The organism is Halalkalibacter lacteus (assembly GCF_036663595.1).
Lineage (GTDB): Bacteria > Bacillota > Bacilli > Bacillales > Bacillaceae_D > Halalkalibacter > Halalkalibacter lacteus.
The window spans coordinates 42,610-59,921 of sequence record NZ_JAWRVL010000006.1 but is presented as its reverse complement, the minus strand read 5'-3'; the positions used below and the strand labels follow the sequence as shown (position 1 = coordinate 59,921).

The following is a 17,312-nucleotide window of genomic DNA, read 5'->3' as shown; positions in this document are numbered from 1 at the left end:
AATATTTACGTACCCATTAGACATAAAAAAAATCCTAAAAGAAAGCTTGATCAATTATGCCTATCAAAGCAATTACATTTCCAATTAAAATACTCATTGCAGGAAGTTTTCTCATTTTTTTATCCGGATGTTGGAACAGTTTGGAATTGACTGATCTAGCTTACGTGATGGGGGTAGGGATCGACCAAACAGAAGAAGGCCAAATTGAATTAACAACACAAATGTATTCACCTACACAAACAGTAGGAGCCCAAGGTGGCAGTTCCACTGAGGGGCGCACTTACTTCTCTGTTATAACGAAAGATGAGAGCGTCTTTGAGGCAATCCGAGATATCCCACTTCATGTCGGCCGTAAAGCGCAATGGAGCCATATGCGGATTATTCTTATCGGAGAAGAGTTTGCTAGGAAAAATGACATATCAGATGTTCTAGACTTTTTCTATCGTGATCATGAACCTCGCTTCTTATCGCATGTGATTATTACAAAAGGAAGAACAAGTGACTATTGGAATATTAAACCGTTTATTGAGAAGACAACAGCCCAACAACTACGGACGATTCAAGAAAGTGGAACGGCCTTTTCATCGAAATCAAAAGAAACAAGAATACTTGATTTAGCCCTACAACTAAATTATCAGTTGAAACTAGCAACGGTTCCGTATATCGAACGAACAAATCAAACTCCAGAAAGTGTCGTAAGCACAGGTTTGGCGATTGTTTCTGATGGAAAGATGCACGACCGTATCTCAACTGCTGACGTTCACAATTTGCTTATTTTAACGGATGACTATAACAGCGGCACAATAGAATACCCTTGTCAAGATAAAGAAAATCAGCAGAAAAATAGAAGTGATACTCTGGAGGTTACACAACTAAAAACAAAGCTTTCTCCAAATTTTTCTGAGAGCCCACCTACCATTCATTTTTCAACAAAGGTAGAGGGGCATATCGGTGAATTCCAATGCTCCACGATGGCCACTGATGAAGAGAGACAAAAACTTCAAGTGCATATTGAAAACGCATTAAAAACACAATTAGAAGCTTTTATTACATACCTACAGGATGAAAAACTCGATGTAATCGGAATTGGGAATACTCTTTACAGAAAAGACCCGAAATTATGGGAAAAGCAAAAAGAGAATTGGGAGCAAATCTTTTCTGAAATCAAATTCGAAATTGATGTTGAAATCATCATTAAAAGTACAGGCATGACAACTGGCGCAGACCTGACGGAGGGATAATTATGTTAGAGAAAATCATCTTACTCGTTATTTTATACATCGCCGTATTTCTATATGATGGGGCGGATTTAATAAAAAATAAGCAAATTCGCATCGTTTATGGAATAACCATGGTACCAGTCTTCTATCATAGTGTTATGTACATTTTTGATCTGCCTTGGCCAAACCTTTATACGTTTGTAGATTTCATCTTTCATGAACCAGGTCAACAAATAATAAAACCACTAGAAGTCGATTTTATTATATTTCTTGTGACCTATAGGGGAATGTGATGAGACAAGTAGAAACGATAAGTTCTTGGCAACTGGCTAGTCTATTTCTCGCTTATATGACTGGTTCCGCGATTATTAATATTCCAACACCTATGGTTGAAGTCGCTTCAAATGCGGCGTGGCTATCACTTTTAGTTGCGAATGCTCTTGGAATGGTGCTCTTAGCCTGTGTTTTCTACATCGATCATCAGGCCCCTGGACATTCCTTTATTGATTACAGTGAAAAAGTCTTAGGGAAGTGGATCACCTTATGTATTTCCATACCGATCATCCTTTTGCTCATTTTAATTATTACGTTTATTATCATTGATATTGGAGGTTTTTTCGCAAATGCCTTAATGAGAGAAACACCTACCTATGTTTTCCATACGCTTATTTTGCTAGTTGCTGCTATGACGGCAAGAAGTGGTATTGAACCAATGGCAAGAATGTTCGTGTGGCTTTTAATCAGCATGATTGTTTTACCACTAGGGGTGTTAGCATTAGCTTTTCCTCATTATCAAGTGGAGCACCTTCTCCCGGTCATGCCGGATGGGATAAAGCCCGTTCTTCTCGGAAGCTATCGCGCTTTTAGTTTCCCGTATTCGGAGCTTATTCTTTTTTCTTTGCTGCTTCCCTTCGTTAGCAAAGGAGACAGAAAGCCTTTAAAAAAAATAATGTTTTTAACTCTACTCGTACATGGGATTCTAATGATTATTCCTATTGTTCTTGTCACCATGGCTTATGGTCCGCTTGCTGGAACAGTTCAATATTCTATTTTTAGCCTTGCTCAATTGGTCAATATTAGAGATGCCATTGAACGAATTGAATCCGGAATCGGTCTCGCTTTAATCGTAGGCTCTTATATGAAAACAAGCATTATGCTGTTTATTCTTAAAGAATTTTTATCTAACGTTTTAAAATTACAGGATAAACAGATTATCACCTTTCCTATTTCCTTTTTCATTCTGTTGCTTTCACTAACGATTTTTGATCACGAAACAGAATTTGTGGATGCTGTATTTGTGACTTGGCCGTTATTTATGATTACGGTGGTCGTTCTCCCATTCCTTTTTATCACATTGGTAGCTTTTTTTAAAAAGAAGCCAACTTGATAAAAGAGGCTTCAATCGTGCGAATACTAGGGGGAAAGACTTCAAGTAACATACTTTGGATTGAAACATCAAGTTATCTATGAAACAGCTTGTTTTTTACTATAAGTGCTCCACTCGAGATTGTTTAAAGCGGAAAACCCACCGTTTAGAACAATCTTTTTAATTTTTTGGATCGTTCCCCCCTAAAAATATCCTTTCTAAAGACCACCTCCTTGAATTCATACTGAAATATATTATATAAATATTACGTTTTTACGTTTGTAATTAAGAAATCGCATAGAACCTTTTATAATCGAATAATTATAAAGTAGACGTATTTTTATGAGCAGTTGCAACTGCTCATAAAAATACGATCAATACTCATACTCTTCCTACCTCAACCCCCACCATTTTGAAGAATTTTTTGCTTTAGGAGGGCGAAGTATGATCTAGGGCATAGTTACCCCTCGTATGTATCCACTTGATATTGCCAAATGGTGTGTTTCGATTGACGAGATGAATCACTACTATACGATTGCTGAACAAGTGATGAAGGTTACGTTAGAGTATGGATGATGTACTTATATGAAAGTAGGTAACGCAAAATAGGAGGTTACGAGCATGAAATTTGCGGTCAACATTGAATCCGTCTATTCAGATCAAGATTTTATCAAAGGGATGGAAGAAGCGAAACGAATAGGTTTTCATGCTATTGAATTTTGGAGTTGATGGGATAAAAATTTGCATGAGATTTATGTAGCGAGTCAGAGGCTTCAATTAACAATAGCCGGGATTGTCACGAAATATATCAGTTTGACTGACCCTTCACAAAGACAAGAGTATATAGAAGGCCTCAGGCAAACGATTGAAGTAGCTAAAAGGCTTGGGTACAAAACAATTATTTCTCAGGTCGGGCAAGAACTACCTGGTGTTCCACGAAGAGAACAGCACCGCAGCATCGTAGACGGACTAAAAGCCTGTGTACCTTTCTTAGAAGAGGCAGGAATCATGCTTGTCATTGAACCGCTCAATACACTAGTTGACCATGAAGGTTACTACTTAGATTCTTCAAAGGAAGGATTTCAAATTGTTGATCAAGTAGACAGTCCTTATATCAAAGTCCTTTACGATATTTACCATATGCAAATTATGGAGGGAAACATCATTTCTACTATTACGAATAATATTGATAATATCGGTTATTTTCATATTGCAGGTGTTCCCGGAAGACACGAACCATATACCGGTGAGCTCTATTATATAAATATTTTTAAAGCCATTAAGGAAACTGGATTTATCGGTTATATTGGACTAGAATATTTTCCACTTGAAAATCCTTCCTTAAGTCTTACGAGGTTTCTCAATTGGGTTAAATCGGAGGGGCTTGTGTAACCCCATGCAAGTACCTTTATCTAATTTTCTGCAGTCATGATCGAAAACCTATCTACAACTACTGACCTTTTACAATCGATAAAAAAGAAAAGTGCAAGCTGAAACCAAAGAAGCTGATAGACCACTCGTTTTTTCTCTAAAAATCTCAACTTAAATAACAAATTAATGCTCATTTCTCATATTCTTCAGTTAGAATATAGATAACGGTTAATTACGATCCCGTCGTATTCTAAGGATTGACTTTATGCCCTCTTTTAATGAGTGAGCCTATAAAAGAGGTAGAGGAAATATTAAATCCATACGAATGACAACTAGGAAATAATAGCTAGTTAATCATCTTCTGCTAATGAACTTAAAAACAGTCCATGCTCCCACTGCGTTAATAATGCAGGGGACAGGAATCACAATATACTACACTATTTTATAAGGGATTGAGTTAAGTGGTATGGATAATAAATTCAGAAGAAATAAAAAAAATAATGGTGGTTACTTTCTACCTTTAAAGAAACACGGTTCATCCCCTCTCTTTACTATAAAAATTGAAAAGAAATTAAAGCGCTATCTGAGCAAAAGTAAAGAGAGTAAAGAGAATATTGAGAGTAAAGAGAATATTGAGAATGAACTTACCGAATGCAACAAAATTCTAAACTTATGTAGAAGAAAATATTTTGAAACGAAAAAGAAACTTGAAGAAAAAGAAGCTCGAATACAGGAGCTTGAAGAACAGAATGCGGAACTTGAATCTCAAAATACAGAGCTTGGAGATCGGAATACGGAACTTGAATCCCAAAACGAGGAACTCGAGATTCGAATACGCGAGCTTGAGGCTCAAATACGAGAACTTGAAATCCAGATAGCTATCCGTGATTTAGAAATAAGAGAAAAAAATATAATTATTGCATTACGTGATTTGGAAATAAAAGAAAAAGATACAATTATTGCATTACGTGATTTGCAAATAAAAGAAAAAGATATAATTATTGCATTACGTGATTTAGAAATCGCTGAACGGAATAATTTACTTGCTTTACGGGATATACAACTTGCAGAACGGAACAATTTACTTGCTTTACGAGATATGCAAATAACTGAACGAAACATTTTACTTGCTTTACGGGATATACAACTTGCTGAACGAAACAATTTACTTGCTTTACGAGATAACCAAATAACAGAGCTAAACAATACAATTATTTTACGAGATCAGCAGCTTGTAGAACGAAACAATTTAATTACATTGCGCGATACCCAATTAACTGGACTAGCAAATGAAATCACTCTACGGGATATACAGATTACTGAACTAAGCATGAGAATCTCAAAATTAGAGGATGCAATTGTACAAAGGGACAATATTATTGCCCAGTTAACTGACGAAAAAGAGCAATGACAAGCTACTATTGCTAACCAAAATGAAAGAATTGCGCAACTTAAAAATCAGAATAATAAACCAACTGATGGAGAATAGTCCTTTCTAGAAGACGGTAAAAGGTACGTATATTTACTTTACAACTTAAAAACCTAGTGCACTATGCATTAGGTTTATTCCTTATATTGGCATAGGTAATTATGCGATTGAAGTTGTTCAAAAAGACGATTATCATTTTTTTCACACTCACTAATAACAGAACAGAACTCCCTATGATATGAAATAGTTGTCAAATTCATCTTGTTATCACCATATACTTACTTAAATGATCAACGAATGAGGTGGTAACAATGAAGATCGTAATCGCTGAAAAAGGAACAACATTGCGACAACTGGCCCATCATCATAATATCAAATTGAATAAACTCAGAATTCATAATCCACATCTTTCCCATCCAGATGAAGACATTTCTGGTCAGAAAGTAAAAATTCCTTCTTCTCCTAGACAGGTAATCTTAAAGAGAAACCGTCAAATAACAAATGACAACGAGGAAATTGTTCCAACTTATGAAGATTGCCCTCCTAGTCCAGAAATCGATTATTCAGATCACTGGTTCCCTCTTACTTCTTTAGAAGAAATGGAAAAAACAAACTACGATGTGATCATCGTTGGAAGCGGAGCAGGTGGAGGAGCCACTCTTTGGAGATTGAGTGAACAGTGGCGAAATCAAGGGAAACGAATAGCTGTTTTAGAAAGAGGTGATTTACTCGTACCGACTCATGTAGCTAATTTACCGACTGCTAAAACCGCAGCGAGATTTCTGCGAAACCCTGCATTCAACATTCGAAGAGAAAAGGAATGGCCTGAATTTCCAGGAGCTAAACAACTTTTCGGTTTAGGAGGCCAAACGCTGCTTTGGGGAGGCATGAGTCCACGTTTTCATCGTAGTGATTTCAACGAATGGCCTCTTACACTTGATGATCTCATCGAATACTACAACATTGCTGAACAAGTCATGAAGGTGACCACAGCATACACGAATGGTTCTAACCTTCAAGAAACTCTCTTAAAAAGGCTGAGAAAGAGCGGTTATCATGATGCGACAAACATTCCTCGAACGTTTGACTTAAGCGTTAGCTATTATGGACATATACAATCAAATGTCTTTTTTAGCTCCCTTGAATTTATGGCTTGGGCACTTAACTGGAATGGGCTTGATTTTGCTGTTAAAGCCAATGTGGTGAAGCTTCTACATGAAAATAACAAAGTAACTGGAGTGCAGGTGATGACTCCGGACCGAAAGTCATATACAATTCACGGAAAAACCGTTGTCGTTTCTGGAAGTACATTTGAAACCCCCCGCCTTCTGCTTCATTCTGGCATTCCAGGTGAGGCGATCGGTCGATATTTAATTAGTCATTCTTTTGTTTCTTCTACTAATCTTGTTTCACGGGAGGAATTTGAAGAGGTATTAGGGCTCGTGAACATTCTGCTTCCTAGTACTGATAAGCGGCCATACCAAATCGCAATTACAGGCCCTCATCCTTATGAATTTTATGCCTATGAAACGAAGTCATTTATGAAAGAATTAGAGGTTAGCCTTTTGGGGTTCGGACTTGTGGAGCCCAATCGTGATAACCGTGTCGTTCTTGATCCGGCTAACGTGGATTCGTATGGGGTTCCAATTCTGAATGTTCGTTTCTCTTATAGCGAACAAGACTATGCTATTATTCAACAAATGGTGGGTGATATGCTTAATGCCATTAATAGTATGCAATTAACTATCGAAACAAGTCCATGTCTCTTGCCTCCGGGGACCGATTATCATGCTGCGGGCACTTGCCGCATGGGAAATGATCCAGCTACATCTGTCACAAATGAATTTGGTCAAGTGCACGGCATGTCAAATCTATTTGTCGCTGATAATAGTATCTTACCTTTTATGGGAGGGGCGAATCCTACCCTTACAACTATAGCGGTCGCGATGCGAACTGCTGATTTTATTGTAAAAAACGAGAATGTATAAAAGACTGATACAAATTTCCCTACTAGAAAAGAGTGAAAGTGCCTTAAGATTCAACATTAGATTAGAAATAGGATGACAAAGGAAGCTGCTATTCCGTTGTCATCCTATTTGAATTTTTAGTTTATATCTTCAAGAGGATCTGCATTTCCAAAAGTCGGTGTTGCCCCATGCGGTGATGCAGCCCATTTTACAGCATTCGCGATCACTTTTATAATCTCTTGATTGTGATAAGTGGGATATCTCTCATCTCCGGGCTGGAAGTAAAAGATCTTTCCTTGCCTGCGATGATAGGCACAGCCGCTGCGAAACACTTCACCACCTTTAAACCAACTAATAAATATGAGCTGTTCAGGAGCAGGAATATCAAAAAATTCACCGTACATTTCTTCTTCTTCAAGTTCAATGTATTCTCCAATGCCTTCTGTTATCGGATGAGCGGGATCAACTACCCATAACCTTGACTTCTCATCTGCTATTCTCCATTTTAAATCGCAGCTTGTGCCCATCAACTTTTTAAAAATTTTCGAGAAATGCCCAGAGTGTAACACGATTAAACCCATGCCATTAAGTACTCTTTCATACATTCTTTCAACAATTTCATCAGCCACTTCTTCGTGAGCTAAGTGCCCCCACCAGATTAGTACATCAGTTTGATCTAGTACTTCTTCTGTCAAACCATGCTCTGGTTGCTCAAGTGTTGCTGTTCGGATATTGAAGTTATACGGCTGCAAACCTTCAGCGATGGTAGTATGGATTCCTTTAGGATATCTTTCCGCTACAGCTGGATCTGTTTGTTCGTGGATAAATTCATTCCACACCGTCACATTGATTGTCTTCATTTCGAACGTTTTTGATCCAATTGTTATTTTAAACATATCGTCCTCCCCGTTCATCTTTAGAAGATTTTTCTCACCTCTAAATTTTCAACTATAGCCAATTATATGAACTTTCCTTCAAAGTTATAATAAACGTTTACAAAATTTAGAAGGAATAAGGATTGGCATATGAATTATGCGTAATTGAAGTTTTTCCAAAAGACGATTATCACCTTTTTGTACACTCATTAATAACAGATAACGTCCTACGATATAAAATTGTTGTCAAATTCATCGTGTTGTCACCATATACTTACCTAAATGATCAACGAATGAGGTGGTAACAATGAAGATCGTAATCGCTGAAAAAGGAACAACATTGCGACAAATGGCCCATCATCATAATATCAATTTGAATAAGCTAAGAATCCATAATCCACATCTTTCTCATCCAGATGCAGATATTTCCGGTCAGAAAGTAAAAGTTCCCTCTTCTCCTAAACAGGTAATATTAAAAAGAACTCGTCAAATAACAAATGACAATGAGGAAATTGTTCCAACTTATGAAGATTGCCCTCCTAGTCCAGAAATCGATTATTCAGATCACTGGTTCCCTCTTACTTCTTTAGAAGAAATGGAAAAAACAAACTACGATGTGATCATCGTTGGAAGCGGAGCAGGTGGAGGAGCCACTCTTTGGAGATTGAGTGAACAGTGGCGAAATCAAGGGAAACGAATTGCTGTTTTAGAAAGAGGTGATTTAATCATACCGACTCATGTGGCTAATTTACCGACTGCTAAGACAGCAGGGAGTTTTCTGCAAAACCCCGCATTCAATATTCGAAGAGACGAGGAATGGCCTGAATTTCCCGGCGCTAAACAACTTTTCGGTTTAGGAGGCCAGACGCTACTTTGGGGAGGAGTGAGCCCTCGTTTTCATCCTAGTGATTTTAAAGAGTGGCCGCTTACAATTGATGATCTCATTAAATACTACAACATTGCGGAACAGGTTATGAAGGTGACTACAGCGTTCACGGATGGGTCCAATCTTCAAGAAACACTCTTAAAAAGGCTGAGAGAGAACGGTTATCATGATGCGACAAACCTTCCTCGAGCCATTGACTTAAACGTTAGCTATTATGGACAAATACATTCAAATGTCTTTTTTAGTTCCATTGAATTTATGGCTTGGGCGCTTAACTGGAATGGAGTTGATTTTGCTGTTAAAGCCAATGTGGTGAAGCTTCTACATGAAAATAACAAAGTAACTGGAGTGCAGGTGATGACTCCGGACCGAAAGTCATATACAATTCACGGAAAAACCGTGGTCGTTTCTGGGAGTACATTTGAAACTCCCCGTCTCCTGCTTCATTCTAGAATTCCAGGAGAGGCGATCGGTCGATATTTAATTACTCATTCTTTTGTTTCTTCCAGTAACCTTGTCTCACGTGAGGAATTTGAAGAGGTATTGGGGCTCGTGAACATCCAGCTCCCTAGTACTGAAAAGCGGTCATACCAAATAACCGTTCAAGGACCCTTTCCTTATGAGTTTTATTCCTATGAAACGAAGCCATTAATGAAAGAACTAGAAATTGCCCTTTTCGGGTTCGGAATTGTGGAGCCCAACCGTAATAACCGTGTCGTTCTTGATCCAGCTAACGTAGATTGGTACGGGGTTCCTAAACTGAATGTTCATTTTTCTTACAGCGAACAAGACCTGGCCATTATTCAACAGCTGTCCGCTGATATGTTTAAAGTCATTGATAGTATGCAATTAACTATTGAAACGGGTCCATGTCTGCTTCCACCAGGTGTCGATTTTCATGCTGCTGGCACTTGTCGTATGGGGGATAATCCAGCTACATCCGTTACAAATCAGTTTGGTCAAGTGCACAGCATGTCAAATCTGTTTGTCGCTGATAACAGTATCTTACCTTTTATGGGAGGGGCGAACCCTACCCTTACGACTATAGCGGTGGCGATGCGGACTGCTGATTTTATTGTAGAAAAAGAGGGTGAATCATAGTCTGATTCCAGAAAGGTAAAACAATTGATAATATATTTTAAGAAAAACTAGCTTGAGGAATCACTCAAGCTAGTTTTTTACTCCAATACACTTATCTACTAAGCTCCAACTCGAAATATCTTTGTGAGTTTTCGAACAAAGTCTTGAAAGTGAAATGTTTCAGGCTGTGTTTGATTATACCATTTCCTTACAGTTTCAACTATCCAAAATGGGACTGCTTTTCCATCAATTACGTGATAATTTTCCTGATAGCCTTGTTTTAAATAATGCCATCTACAATCATTTCCTTGTTTCAAATATTCAGAGACATCAAGAAGTTTTGCTCTTCCTTCATGGAGAAGGATATTTTTCAAATGTATATCTCGTGGATTTAGTCCCCTACTGAGCGCATAAGCTATTGCTTTATCAACGTCCTCTATTGCTTGTTTTGGTATATGAATTCCTTTTAATAAACAATCGTATAAAGTGAGTCCCTTTTCAAAACTTAACACAAGAAAATTAGAACCGCTCCCATAGTAAAACGGGAAGAGATCTGACTGACCAAGCTTTTCATATACATGCTTTTCTACTTTTAATTTTTCTAGTTTGTCATTACTGTACACTTTAAATGCATAATTAGGAGCGTCCAATGAACGTACGACTACAGCATCTGTACCTACACCAACACATTGTAGTTCTTTTGGTATCTCCTTAACTGTCACAAGTTCATTTTCTTCGTTAGACAAGATATCTAGTTTTTGTATATGATCTGCTATGAAATCCCAAGTCATCTAAAACACCTTCCCTTTCATCTTCTAGGCTATAATTCAAGCATTTTGATTATATAAACCATCTCCGAGGGCACTGAGCGTAGCCGTTGCCTGGTTTTAAAGTCTGCTATGAGTAGGTTCTCATAGCAGGCGAGCAACGTGCGGAGCCATTGCCGCTTCCTCGATGGACTTTTTCAGTGGCCTCATCATCACCATATTGTTGTTTATTCCTCTTTTCTAAGTAAAAAAACCTTTGCCGTCATTGGCAAAGGTTTTTTTACACAAATAAAGACCTTTACCAAAATAGTAAAGGTCTTGCTAACAACGAAATGTTGCCAACAAAGCCGAGAGTGATAACACTCTGGAATGACGACTTTGCTGTAAAAGCTACTCCCCTTTAGGAGACATATTTATATTGTTTTGTTAATCGTAACTAAATAAACCCGTTTTGTCAATTTCCATTTTCTCTCTTTTCTAATATTTCTATAAACATAACACATTACATATTTAGTTTTATGGGCATTCCTTTGATTGCTGATTGAGGTGCTGTACTTGTAATTGTCTGTGTCTTGTAAGCATCTTGATAATTTGAAAGGATACGTGATGTATCTTTTGTACCTATTGCATGTATAAACGCTTTATTTTCTATTTCGTAAGGGTTTGTTGACAAGTAAACTATAGATATATGATTCCAACTCTCGGTTAAAGTGAGAAAAACTTACGAAAGTATTACTTTTACATCCTGTAGAGTTTTGCATTATTGATGTACCTTAACCTTTTTAGGTACATCGTGAACTACACTTTCCCTTTGAGAATATCGATAAAATAGAAAGATTAGCAATGTTGCAATAAAAGTCATTCCAGCCATGAATTGATACAATAAGTGTGAACCGAAATGATCTGAAATCCAACCACCTCCAGACCCTCCAATTGCACCACCAATTCCAAAACATACTGACGTTAACAGCGCTTGACCTGTACTTCGTAAATGTTCTGGTACAGTCCTAACAGCCATCTGCATTGCGATTAACCAAAATAGACCAAATGTAACACCTTGTGAAATTTGTAAGAATGAAAGTATGTATGGCGAGCTAATGAGGCCATATAACACCCACCGAACCGTATACAATAATGCAACAATAGCTAATAAAAATAGTTCATTATAGTCTTTAATTTTCTTAGCAAGGTAATAGAAAATTGGAACTTCACTTACTGCAGCTAAAGCCCATGCAAGTCCAACCCAAAATGTCGTTGCCCCAAGGCTCTCTAGATGAATGACGATCATAATGTCATTCATTCTGTGGGGAATGATGACAAATAAGAATAATAACAAAAACGTAATAAATAAACGATTCTTTAAAACCTCTCCTACTGACCTTAAATTAACAGGTGCCGCGGAGGTCTTTCCGTCTTTTAAAAATGATAATGCAAAAATAGTTAAGGCTGTCATGACTAAGAAAGGAAGGAATAATCGTTCAATTCCAACCCATTGAAGGATAGGCCCAGAAAGTAAGGCAATACAAAAAAAACCAATCGATCCCCATAAACGGACCTTTCCGTATTCATGTTTATTAGGACCTAGCGTCTTCAATGTCATACTGTCAATAAGTGGAGTAGCAGGAGACAAGGCAAAATGGAATAGCAAAAAAGAAACAAAAACAACCCAAAAAGAATCATGAAAAAAGACCCCAACACTAGCTGCAGCTACACCAAAATATAAAATGATTAATATTTTTTTCACTGTTTTATATTTGTCACTAATAAAGCCCACTACTGGTTGTGCTACTATACTGACGAGCGGCGCTACCCCCATAATCGTTCCTATTTCTACCAAACTAAATCCTCTTGCAAGTAGAAATAAAGGTAAAAATGGCAGTATGATCGCTTTGCCACCGAAATGAAGAAAGGTAAGCCCTTTCAAGAAAAGAATATCTTTTTTATGATTAGTCACATATATCTCCCCATAATTTATTCAGACTATTTATAATTTTACCATCGAATGTAGTAATAGTCACGTTATGAGGCCGAGTGGGTTCAACGTAACTCTCAAAATGGTAGCAGGCATCTTTTTGATTCCTTCCTTATCTAATTTATAGAACCATAGAATGAGATAATAGACGTCCCCGTTAAAATTTTCACTAGCAAAAACACTAGCTTTACTCGCTACACCCCTCTCATCATTCACCAAATCACCAAACTTGTACATACTTTCCCACACCATTGTTACATCTGTAATCGAATTGTTACTAGCTTGTTCTTTGTCTGGTGAAAATTCATGATAGAATCATTTCAGTAAGTTACATAATGATTTTTGGAGGTATTCTATATGAAAAAGCACATCGTTTCATTAGTAACAGCAGCCGCTATCGTTGGGACATTTAGCTTTGGGATGAATGCATCAGCCGAGGAAGTTGTCGTACAAAAAGGAGATACATTGTGGTCAATTGCCAATAAAAATAATGTAGAAGTAAATGAATTAAAAGATTGGAATAATCTTTCTAGCAATTTAATTCTTATCGGGGATCATTTAACCGTATCACGTACAGAGCAGTATACGATTGAAAAAGGAGACTCACTAACATCGATTGCGTCACAATTTGACGGAGTTTCTACAAAGAATCTACAGGAATGGAACCAAATCGATAATCCAAACTTGATTGTTACGGGAGATACTCTTTCAATCTATAAAAATGGAACCCCATCTACGAAAGACAGTACTCAAGCAGAAGTAAAACAAGAAGAGCCTGTACAAACAAAAGAAGAGCCAACAGCAGATGAGAATGTAGCAAAAGAATTAACGATGACAGCAACAGCGTATACAGCGTCTTGTAATGGTTGCTCAGGAATTACAGCAACTGGGATAAATTTACTAGATAACCCTGACAAAAAAGTAATATCGGTTGATCCAAACGTTATCCCACTTGGGTCAAAGGTATATGTAGATGGCTACGGAGAGGCAATTGCTGGTGATACTGGTGGTGCTATCAAAGGAAACAAAATTGATTTATTTATCCCTGAGAAACAAGATGCTATCAATTTTGGTGTACAAGAAGTAAACGTAAAAGTGTATAAATAATAACAAAAGATAAAGAACCAATTAACTCAATTGAGCTAACTGGTTCTTTTCATTTCTTTGCTAACGCCATCCTTTTACTTTTGTAACACCCATTTTCTAATTGCATTAGCAACACCGTCGTCAACATTGGTCGTTGTTACCCAATCTGCTGACTCTTTAACAAATGGTTGTGCATTCCCCATGGCAACACCGACTCCTGCCGCTTTAATCATTGCTAAGTCATTTAAACTATCTCCCATAGCAAGAACATTATCCATTGTAATTCCAATTCGCTCACATACTTTTTCAATCGCTATTGCCTTGTTGACACCAGCTGCATTGATTTCAAGATTGGTTGGACTAGAGTTACTAACTTCAAGGGCTTTATTATTGGATAGCTCTTCTAAAATTATCTGTCTCACTTGATCATCTTTAATATCAAAACCGAACTTCATCCATTCAAGGGTAGAAAAGTCCTCAGGAAACTCCTCTCTCCAAACCTTGCCAACCGTTGCTGCCCAACAGTTTGTATTGTGTTTTTGTTTTAATTGCCACATATATTCTATGTACTCAGTATTTAATAGCTGTCTTTCAACTAGCGATCCAGTCTCATCCCATATCTCACTTCCATTTACTGTAATCAAATAAGAGCTAAGTGACAAAGAATCGACCAGTTCATCACAAGTCATTCTCGTCCTACCTGTACTGATCACAACATGAACACCTTGTTCCTCCGCTTCCCTAATTGCTTTACGATTCTCATCCGAGATTTCATGTTGATCGTTTAAAAGTGTTCCATCCATATCAATCGCTATCAATTTTATCGGTTGCTTATGATTTGTCTGTGTCATTCATTTCCCTCCACCTTTTCATTGTTTTGCTTCTATTCTAACAGATTTTATGACAGATGACGTGAAAACGACTACCATTTCTTATCACTACTTTAGTGTTAAGACGTGGAATTTTCATGTACAGCAAAAATAACCGTTTAAAACCTTGTCTTAATAGCTACGCATGAAAGGAATGTGGAATGAACTTCGTTTTTTTTCGACCTAGTATATGCAAAATCATTTTTGACACTAATCACAATCTATCCAATGGTTCTATTTTATTTTTTAAAGTATTTTTATGCTGACTCAGTAATATATTAAAATTAAAGCCTTTACAAAAAATATCTAGGTTATCCTAGTATTCTACATTATAATAAAGGTATAACTAAAAAGGGAGAGTGACCATATGAATGTAAAAGTTTTAAAACCTATTTTTGCCGAATCAGCAAGTGCATTAGTTAACACAGCGAGTGAATTTCCTGAGACCATCCTAATCAAAAAGGATCACTGGGTTATTGATGCTAAAAGTCTCTTAGGATTATTAGCAATCTCCCTTCAGCCTGATCAGGAAGTTGAGATCGACATTCAAAATGGCAGCAATAACGAAGCAGTAGAAGCCCTTTTAAGTTTAGGACTATTTGAAAAAGTATAATATTAACAACAAACAAGACAAAAGAGCCAATTTGTTATTTTTTAACTAATTGGCTCTTTTGTCTTTAAAGCATCTACCCAATTTTTTCTTCTTCCTGATCTGCTTTTAAGAGTGAACGTTTATTGTTTATTTGAGTTAATTCATTCTTTTTTAGTAAATATTGCATATGTTGATATGGCATGGATCCATGCCCCTTGCCTTCTGGGAGAGTAAATTGAACAATATTCCCACTATGCCGGATCACTGTAAGTATTTCAGCTGAATTAAAATGACTTTTGATCACTTGAGAAATTTGATACTCGGTTCCTTTTTCAATATTCATTTGAGTAACCCCTTTTTCTATTTATTCCTTATAATTTGTTCCAATAAATAGAAATCTATTCAATAAAATAGAAAATCTATCCACTTACTCCTTAATTATTGCATTAATGACCTCAACGGTGACCCTCTCCGCTGATTGAATAGCTCCCTCCATATACATTCTCCACTCAGAAGCTGTCTCCGTTCCAGCCCAATGGATTGGTCCAATAGGGCTGTTGAGTGATGCTCCAAATTGGCTGATGACACCAGTCGCAAAATGAGTTCCATACCCTCCACGAGTCCACTCCTCAGCCGACCAATCTTTTTCAAACATTTCAATAGGAAAAGCAGCTTTCTCACCCAAAAGACGTACTAATGCTTTTTTTATTTCTACTTGTTTTGACTCAAGAGGTAAGGATTCAATTTGTCTCGCTGAATCTCCTCCAATTAAAACGGTCAAAACACCCCTTCTTCCATCTAGTGGTGAACTATCAATCGTTAGCTTAACGGGATTTTGATCTGAATAAGCGGTCCCACTTAACCCACCTTCTCTCCAAAAAGGTTGATCATATACACAAATCATTTTGATAACGGAAGGCAAACCTGCCCGTTCACTTAACTGAACGCGACTCGCTGGAAGCGGCGGATCAAAGCAAATTCGCGTTAGTAAATTAGGTGGCGTTGTCACGATTACTTTTTTGGCTTGCCATGATTCCTTCTCCGTATAGACAGTGACCGTCTTTTCGTCATACATAACACGTAGAACCGGTTGATTCAGGTGGATTGTCTCCCCCAACGACTCTGCTATTCTGTTAATGAGTGTTTCTGCTCCTTCTGCGATCCAATAATCTTCGGCTGCTAACAAATGGTCAATAGACCCAGCAGCTCTGATACACCATAAAAAATCAAGAGCTGAAACTTCATATAAATTTGCACAAAGCGCTTCTTCAATCAAAAGTTTTGAAAAAGACATCCCTGCCTTTGTGTGTGAATTAGTTTTTATAAACTCTGCCAAAGTTATCTTATCTAATTGTTGAGCAAGCTTTGAAGTCCAAGGTGTATCAAAAGGAACCTTCCTACTGATTTTATCTATTTTTCTTTTCATCTTCATAATGTCTGCGATTGCAATAGGAGACAACGTAGGCAATTTCCCTTTCGTCTTCTTCCTCTTTCCTTTCATCTCATAAATGGTGTTGCCTGTTCGATATGTTGGTATTAACTGTAGTCCATATTCTGCAATGAGCCGCATCATCCTCTTGTGATGTGGACCAATCCACTGTGCCCCTAAATCAATCGTTACATTGTCACTAGTAACAGTGCTATGAATTCTACCCCCAGGACGATTTCTTGCTTCTAACACAACAAAAGAATAATTGAGTTTCTTTAATTCAAGTGCGGCTGTTAATCCGGCTAATCCTGCCCCTACTATGACTATATCGACTTTCTTTTTATTAGACATGATACTCCCTATTTTCTCCATTAAACCAATCTCATTATTCAGGATAGGGATA

Annotated in this window: 16 protein-coding genes; 9 read left to right on the top strand and 7 right to left on the bottom strand. The window is 37.4% G+C overall.

Going from position 1 to position 17,312, the window contains the following annotated elements:
- Positions 1-56 precede the first annotated feature (56 nt).
- The 6 genes from SAZ04_RS06090 (at position 57) to SAZ04_RS06065 (ending at position 7,374) form a co-directional block, all read left to right on the top strand.
- The gene (locus SAZ04_RS06090) at positions 57-1,241 is read left to right on the top strand and encodes a Ger(x)C family spore germination protein (protein ID WP_332692606.1); all 1,185 of its coding nucleotides are present in this window, start codon (positions 57-59) and stop codon (positions 1,239-1,241) included.
- Between the two features lie 2 nt (positions 1,242-1,243).
- Complete coding sequence (locus SAZ04_RS06085; RefSeq protein WP_332692603.1) at positions 1,244-1,513, top strand: hypothetical protein; 270 nt, start codon at positions 1,244-1,246, stop codon at positions 1,511-1,513.
- Positions 1,513-2,607, top strand: coding sequence for a GerAB/ArcD/ProY family transporter (locus SAZ04_RS06080; RefSeq protein WP_332692600.1), 1,095 nt, complete (start codon positions 1,513-1,515; stop codon positions 2,605-2,607). Before SAZ04_RS06085 ends, SAZ04_RS06080 begins: the two co-directional genes overlap by 1 nt.
- Before the next feature lie 720 nt (positions 2,608-3,327).
- Complete coding sequence (locus tag SAZ04_RS06075) at positions 3,328-3,978, top strand: hydroxypyruvate isomerase family protein (protein WP_332692597.1); 651 nt, start codon at positions 3,328-3,330, stop codon at positions 3,976-3,978.
- A 445-nt stretch (positions 3,979-4,423) separates the two neighbouring features.
- A complete protein-coding gene (locus SAZ04_RS06070; RefSeq protein WP_332692595.1) occupies positions 4,424-5,368 on the top strand; it encodes a coiled-coil domain-containing protein in 945 nt (314 codons plus the stop codon).
- A gap of 329 nt (positions 5,369-5,697) precedes the next feature.
- On the top strand, positions 5,698-7,374 hold the full coding sequence (locus tag SAZ04_RS06065) for a GMC family oxidoreductase (RefSeq protein WP_332692592.1): 1,677 nt from the start codon (positions 5,698-5,700) through the stop codon (positions 7,372-7,374).
- A gap of 116 nt (positions 7,375-7,490) precedes the next feature.
- Here the strand turns inward: SAZ04_RS06065 and SAZ04_RS06060 are convergent, their stop codons facing one another.
- Positions 7,491-8,249, bottom strand: coding sequence for a ThuA domain-containing protein (locus SAZ04_RS06060; RefSeq protein ID WP_332692590.1), 759 nt, complete (start codon positions 8,247-8,249; stop codon positions 7,491-7,493).
- A gap of 286 nt (positions 8,250-8,535) precedes the next feature.
- Between SAZ04_RS06060 and SAZ04_RS06055 the strand changes: the two genes are divergently transcribed.
- A complete protein-coding gene (locus tag SAZ04_RS06055) occupies positions 8,536-10,215 on the top strand; it encodes a GMC family oxidoreductase (RefSeq protein ID WP_332692587.1) in 1,680 nt (559 codons plus the stop codon).
- Between the two features lie 98 nt (positions 10,216-10,313).
- On the opposite strand, the gene SAZ04_RS06050 is transcribed toward SAZ04_RS06055, so the two are convergent.
- From SAZ04_RS06050 to SAZ04_RS06040, 3 genes are all read right to left on the bottom strand, one after another.
- Positions 10,314-10,985, bottom strand: a complete 672-nt coding sequence (locus SAZ04_RS06050; RefSeq protein WP_332692584.1) for a protein kinase family protein — start codon at positions 10,983-10,985, stop codon at positions 10,314-10,316.
- Between the two features lie 736 nt (positions 10,986-11,721).
- Positions 11,722-12,915: an MFS transporter gene (locus SAZ04_RS06045; protein WP_332692581.1), complete on the bottom strand. Its 1,194-nt coding sequence runs from the start codon at positions 12,913-12,915 to the stop codon at positions 11,722-11,724.
- 60 nt (positions 12,916-12,975) lie between these two features.
- A complete protein-coding gene (locus SAZ04_RS06040) occupies positions 12,976-13,170 on the bottom strand; it encodes a hypothetical protein (protein WP_332692578.1) in 195 nt (64 codons plus the stop codon).
- A 120-nt stretch (positions 13,171-13,290) separates the two neighbouring features.
- Here SAZ04_RS06040 and SAZ04_RS06035 point away from each other — a divergent pair, with 120 nt between their 5' ends.
- Positions 13,291-14,040, top strand: a complete 750-nt coding sequence (locus SAZ04_RS06035; protein WP_332692575.1) for a LysM peptidoglycan-binding domain-containing protein — start codon at positions 13,291-13,293, stop codon at positions 14,038-14,040.
- Positions 14,041-14,114: 74 nt separating this feature from the next.
- Here the strand turns inward: SAZ04_RS06035 and SAZ04_RS06030 are convergent, their stop codons facing one another.
- The gene (locus tag SAZ04_RS06030) at positions 14,115-14,870 is read right to left on the bottom strand and encodes a Cof-type HAD-IIB family hydrolase (RefSeq protein ID WP_332692572.1); all 756 of its coding nucleotides are present in this window, start codon (positions 14,868-14,870) and stop codon (positions 14,115-14,117) included.
- Positions 14,871-15,255: 385 nt separating this feature from the next.
- Between SAZ04_RS06030 and SAZ04_RS06025 the strand changes: the two genes are divergently transcribed.
- On the top strand, positions 15,256-15,501 hold the full coding sequence (locus SAZ04_RS06025) for an HPr family phosphocarrier protein (protein ID WP_332692569.1): 246 nt from the start codon (positions 15,256-15,258) through the stop codon (positions 15,499-15,501).
- A 73-nt stretch (positions 15,502-15,574) separates the two neighbouring features.
- Here the strand turns inward: SAZ04_RS06025 and SAZ04_RS06020 are convergent, their stop codons facing one another.
- The gene (locus tag SAZ04_RS06020) at positions 15,575-15,823 is read right to left on the bottom strand and encodes a hypothetical protein (protein WP_332692566.1); all 249 of its coding nucleotides are present in this window, start codon (positions 15,821-15,823) and stop codon (positions 15,575-15,577) included.
- 84 nt (positions 15,824-15,907) lie between these two features.
- On the bottom strand, positions 15,908-17,281 hold the full coding sequence (locus SAZ04_RS06015) for a flavin monoamine oxidase family protein (protein WP_332692563.1): 1,374 nt from the start codon (positions 17,279-17,281) through the stop codon (positions 15,908-15,910).
- Between the last annotated feature and the right edge of the window lie 31 nt (positions 17,282-17,312).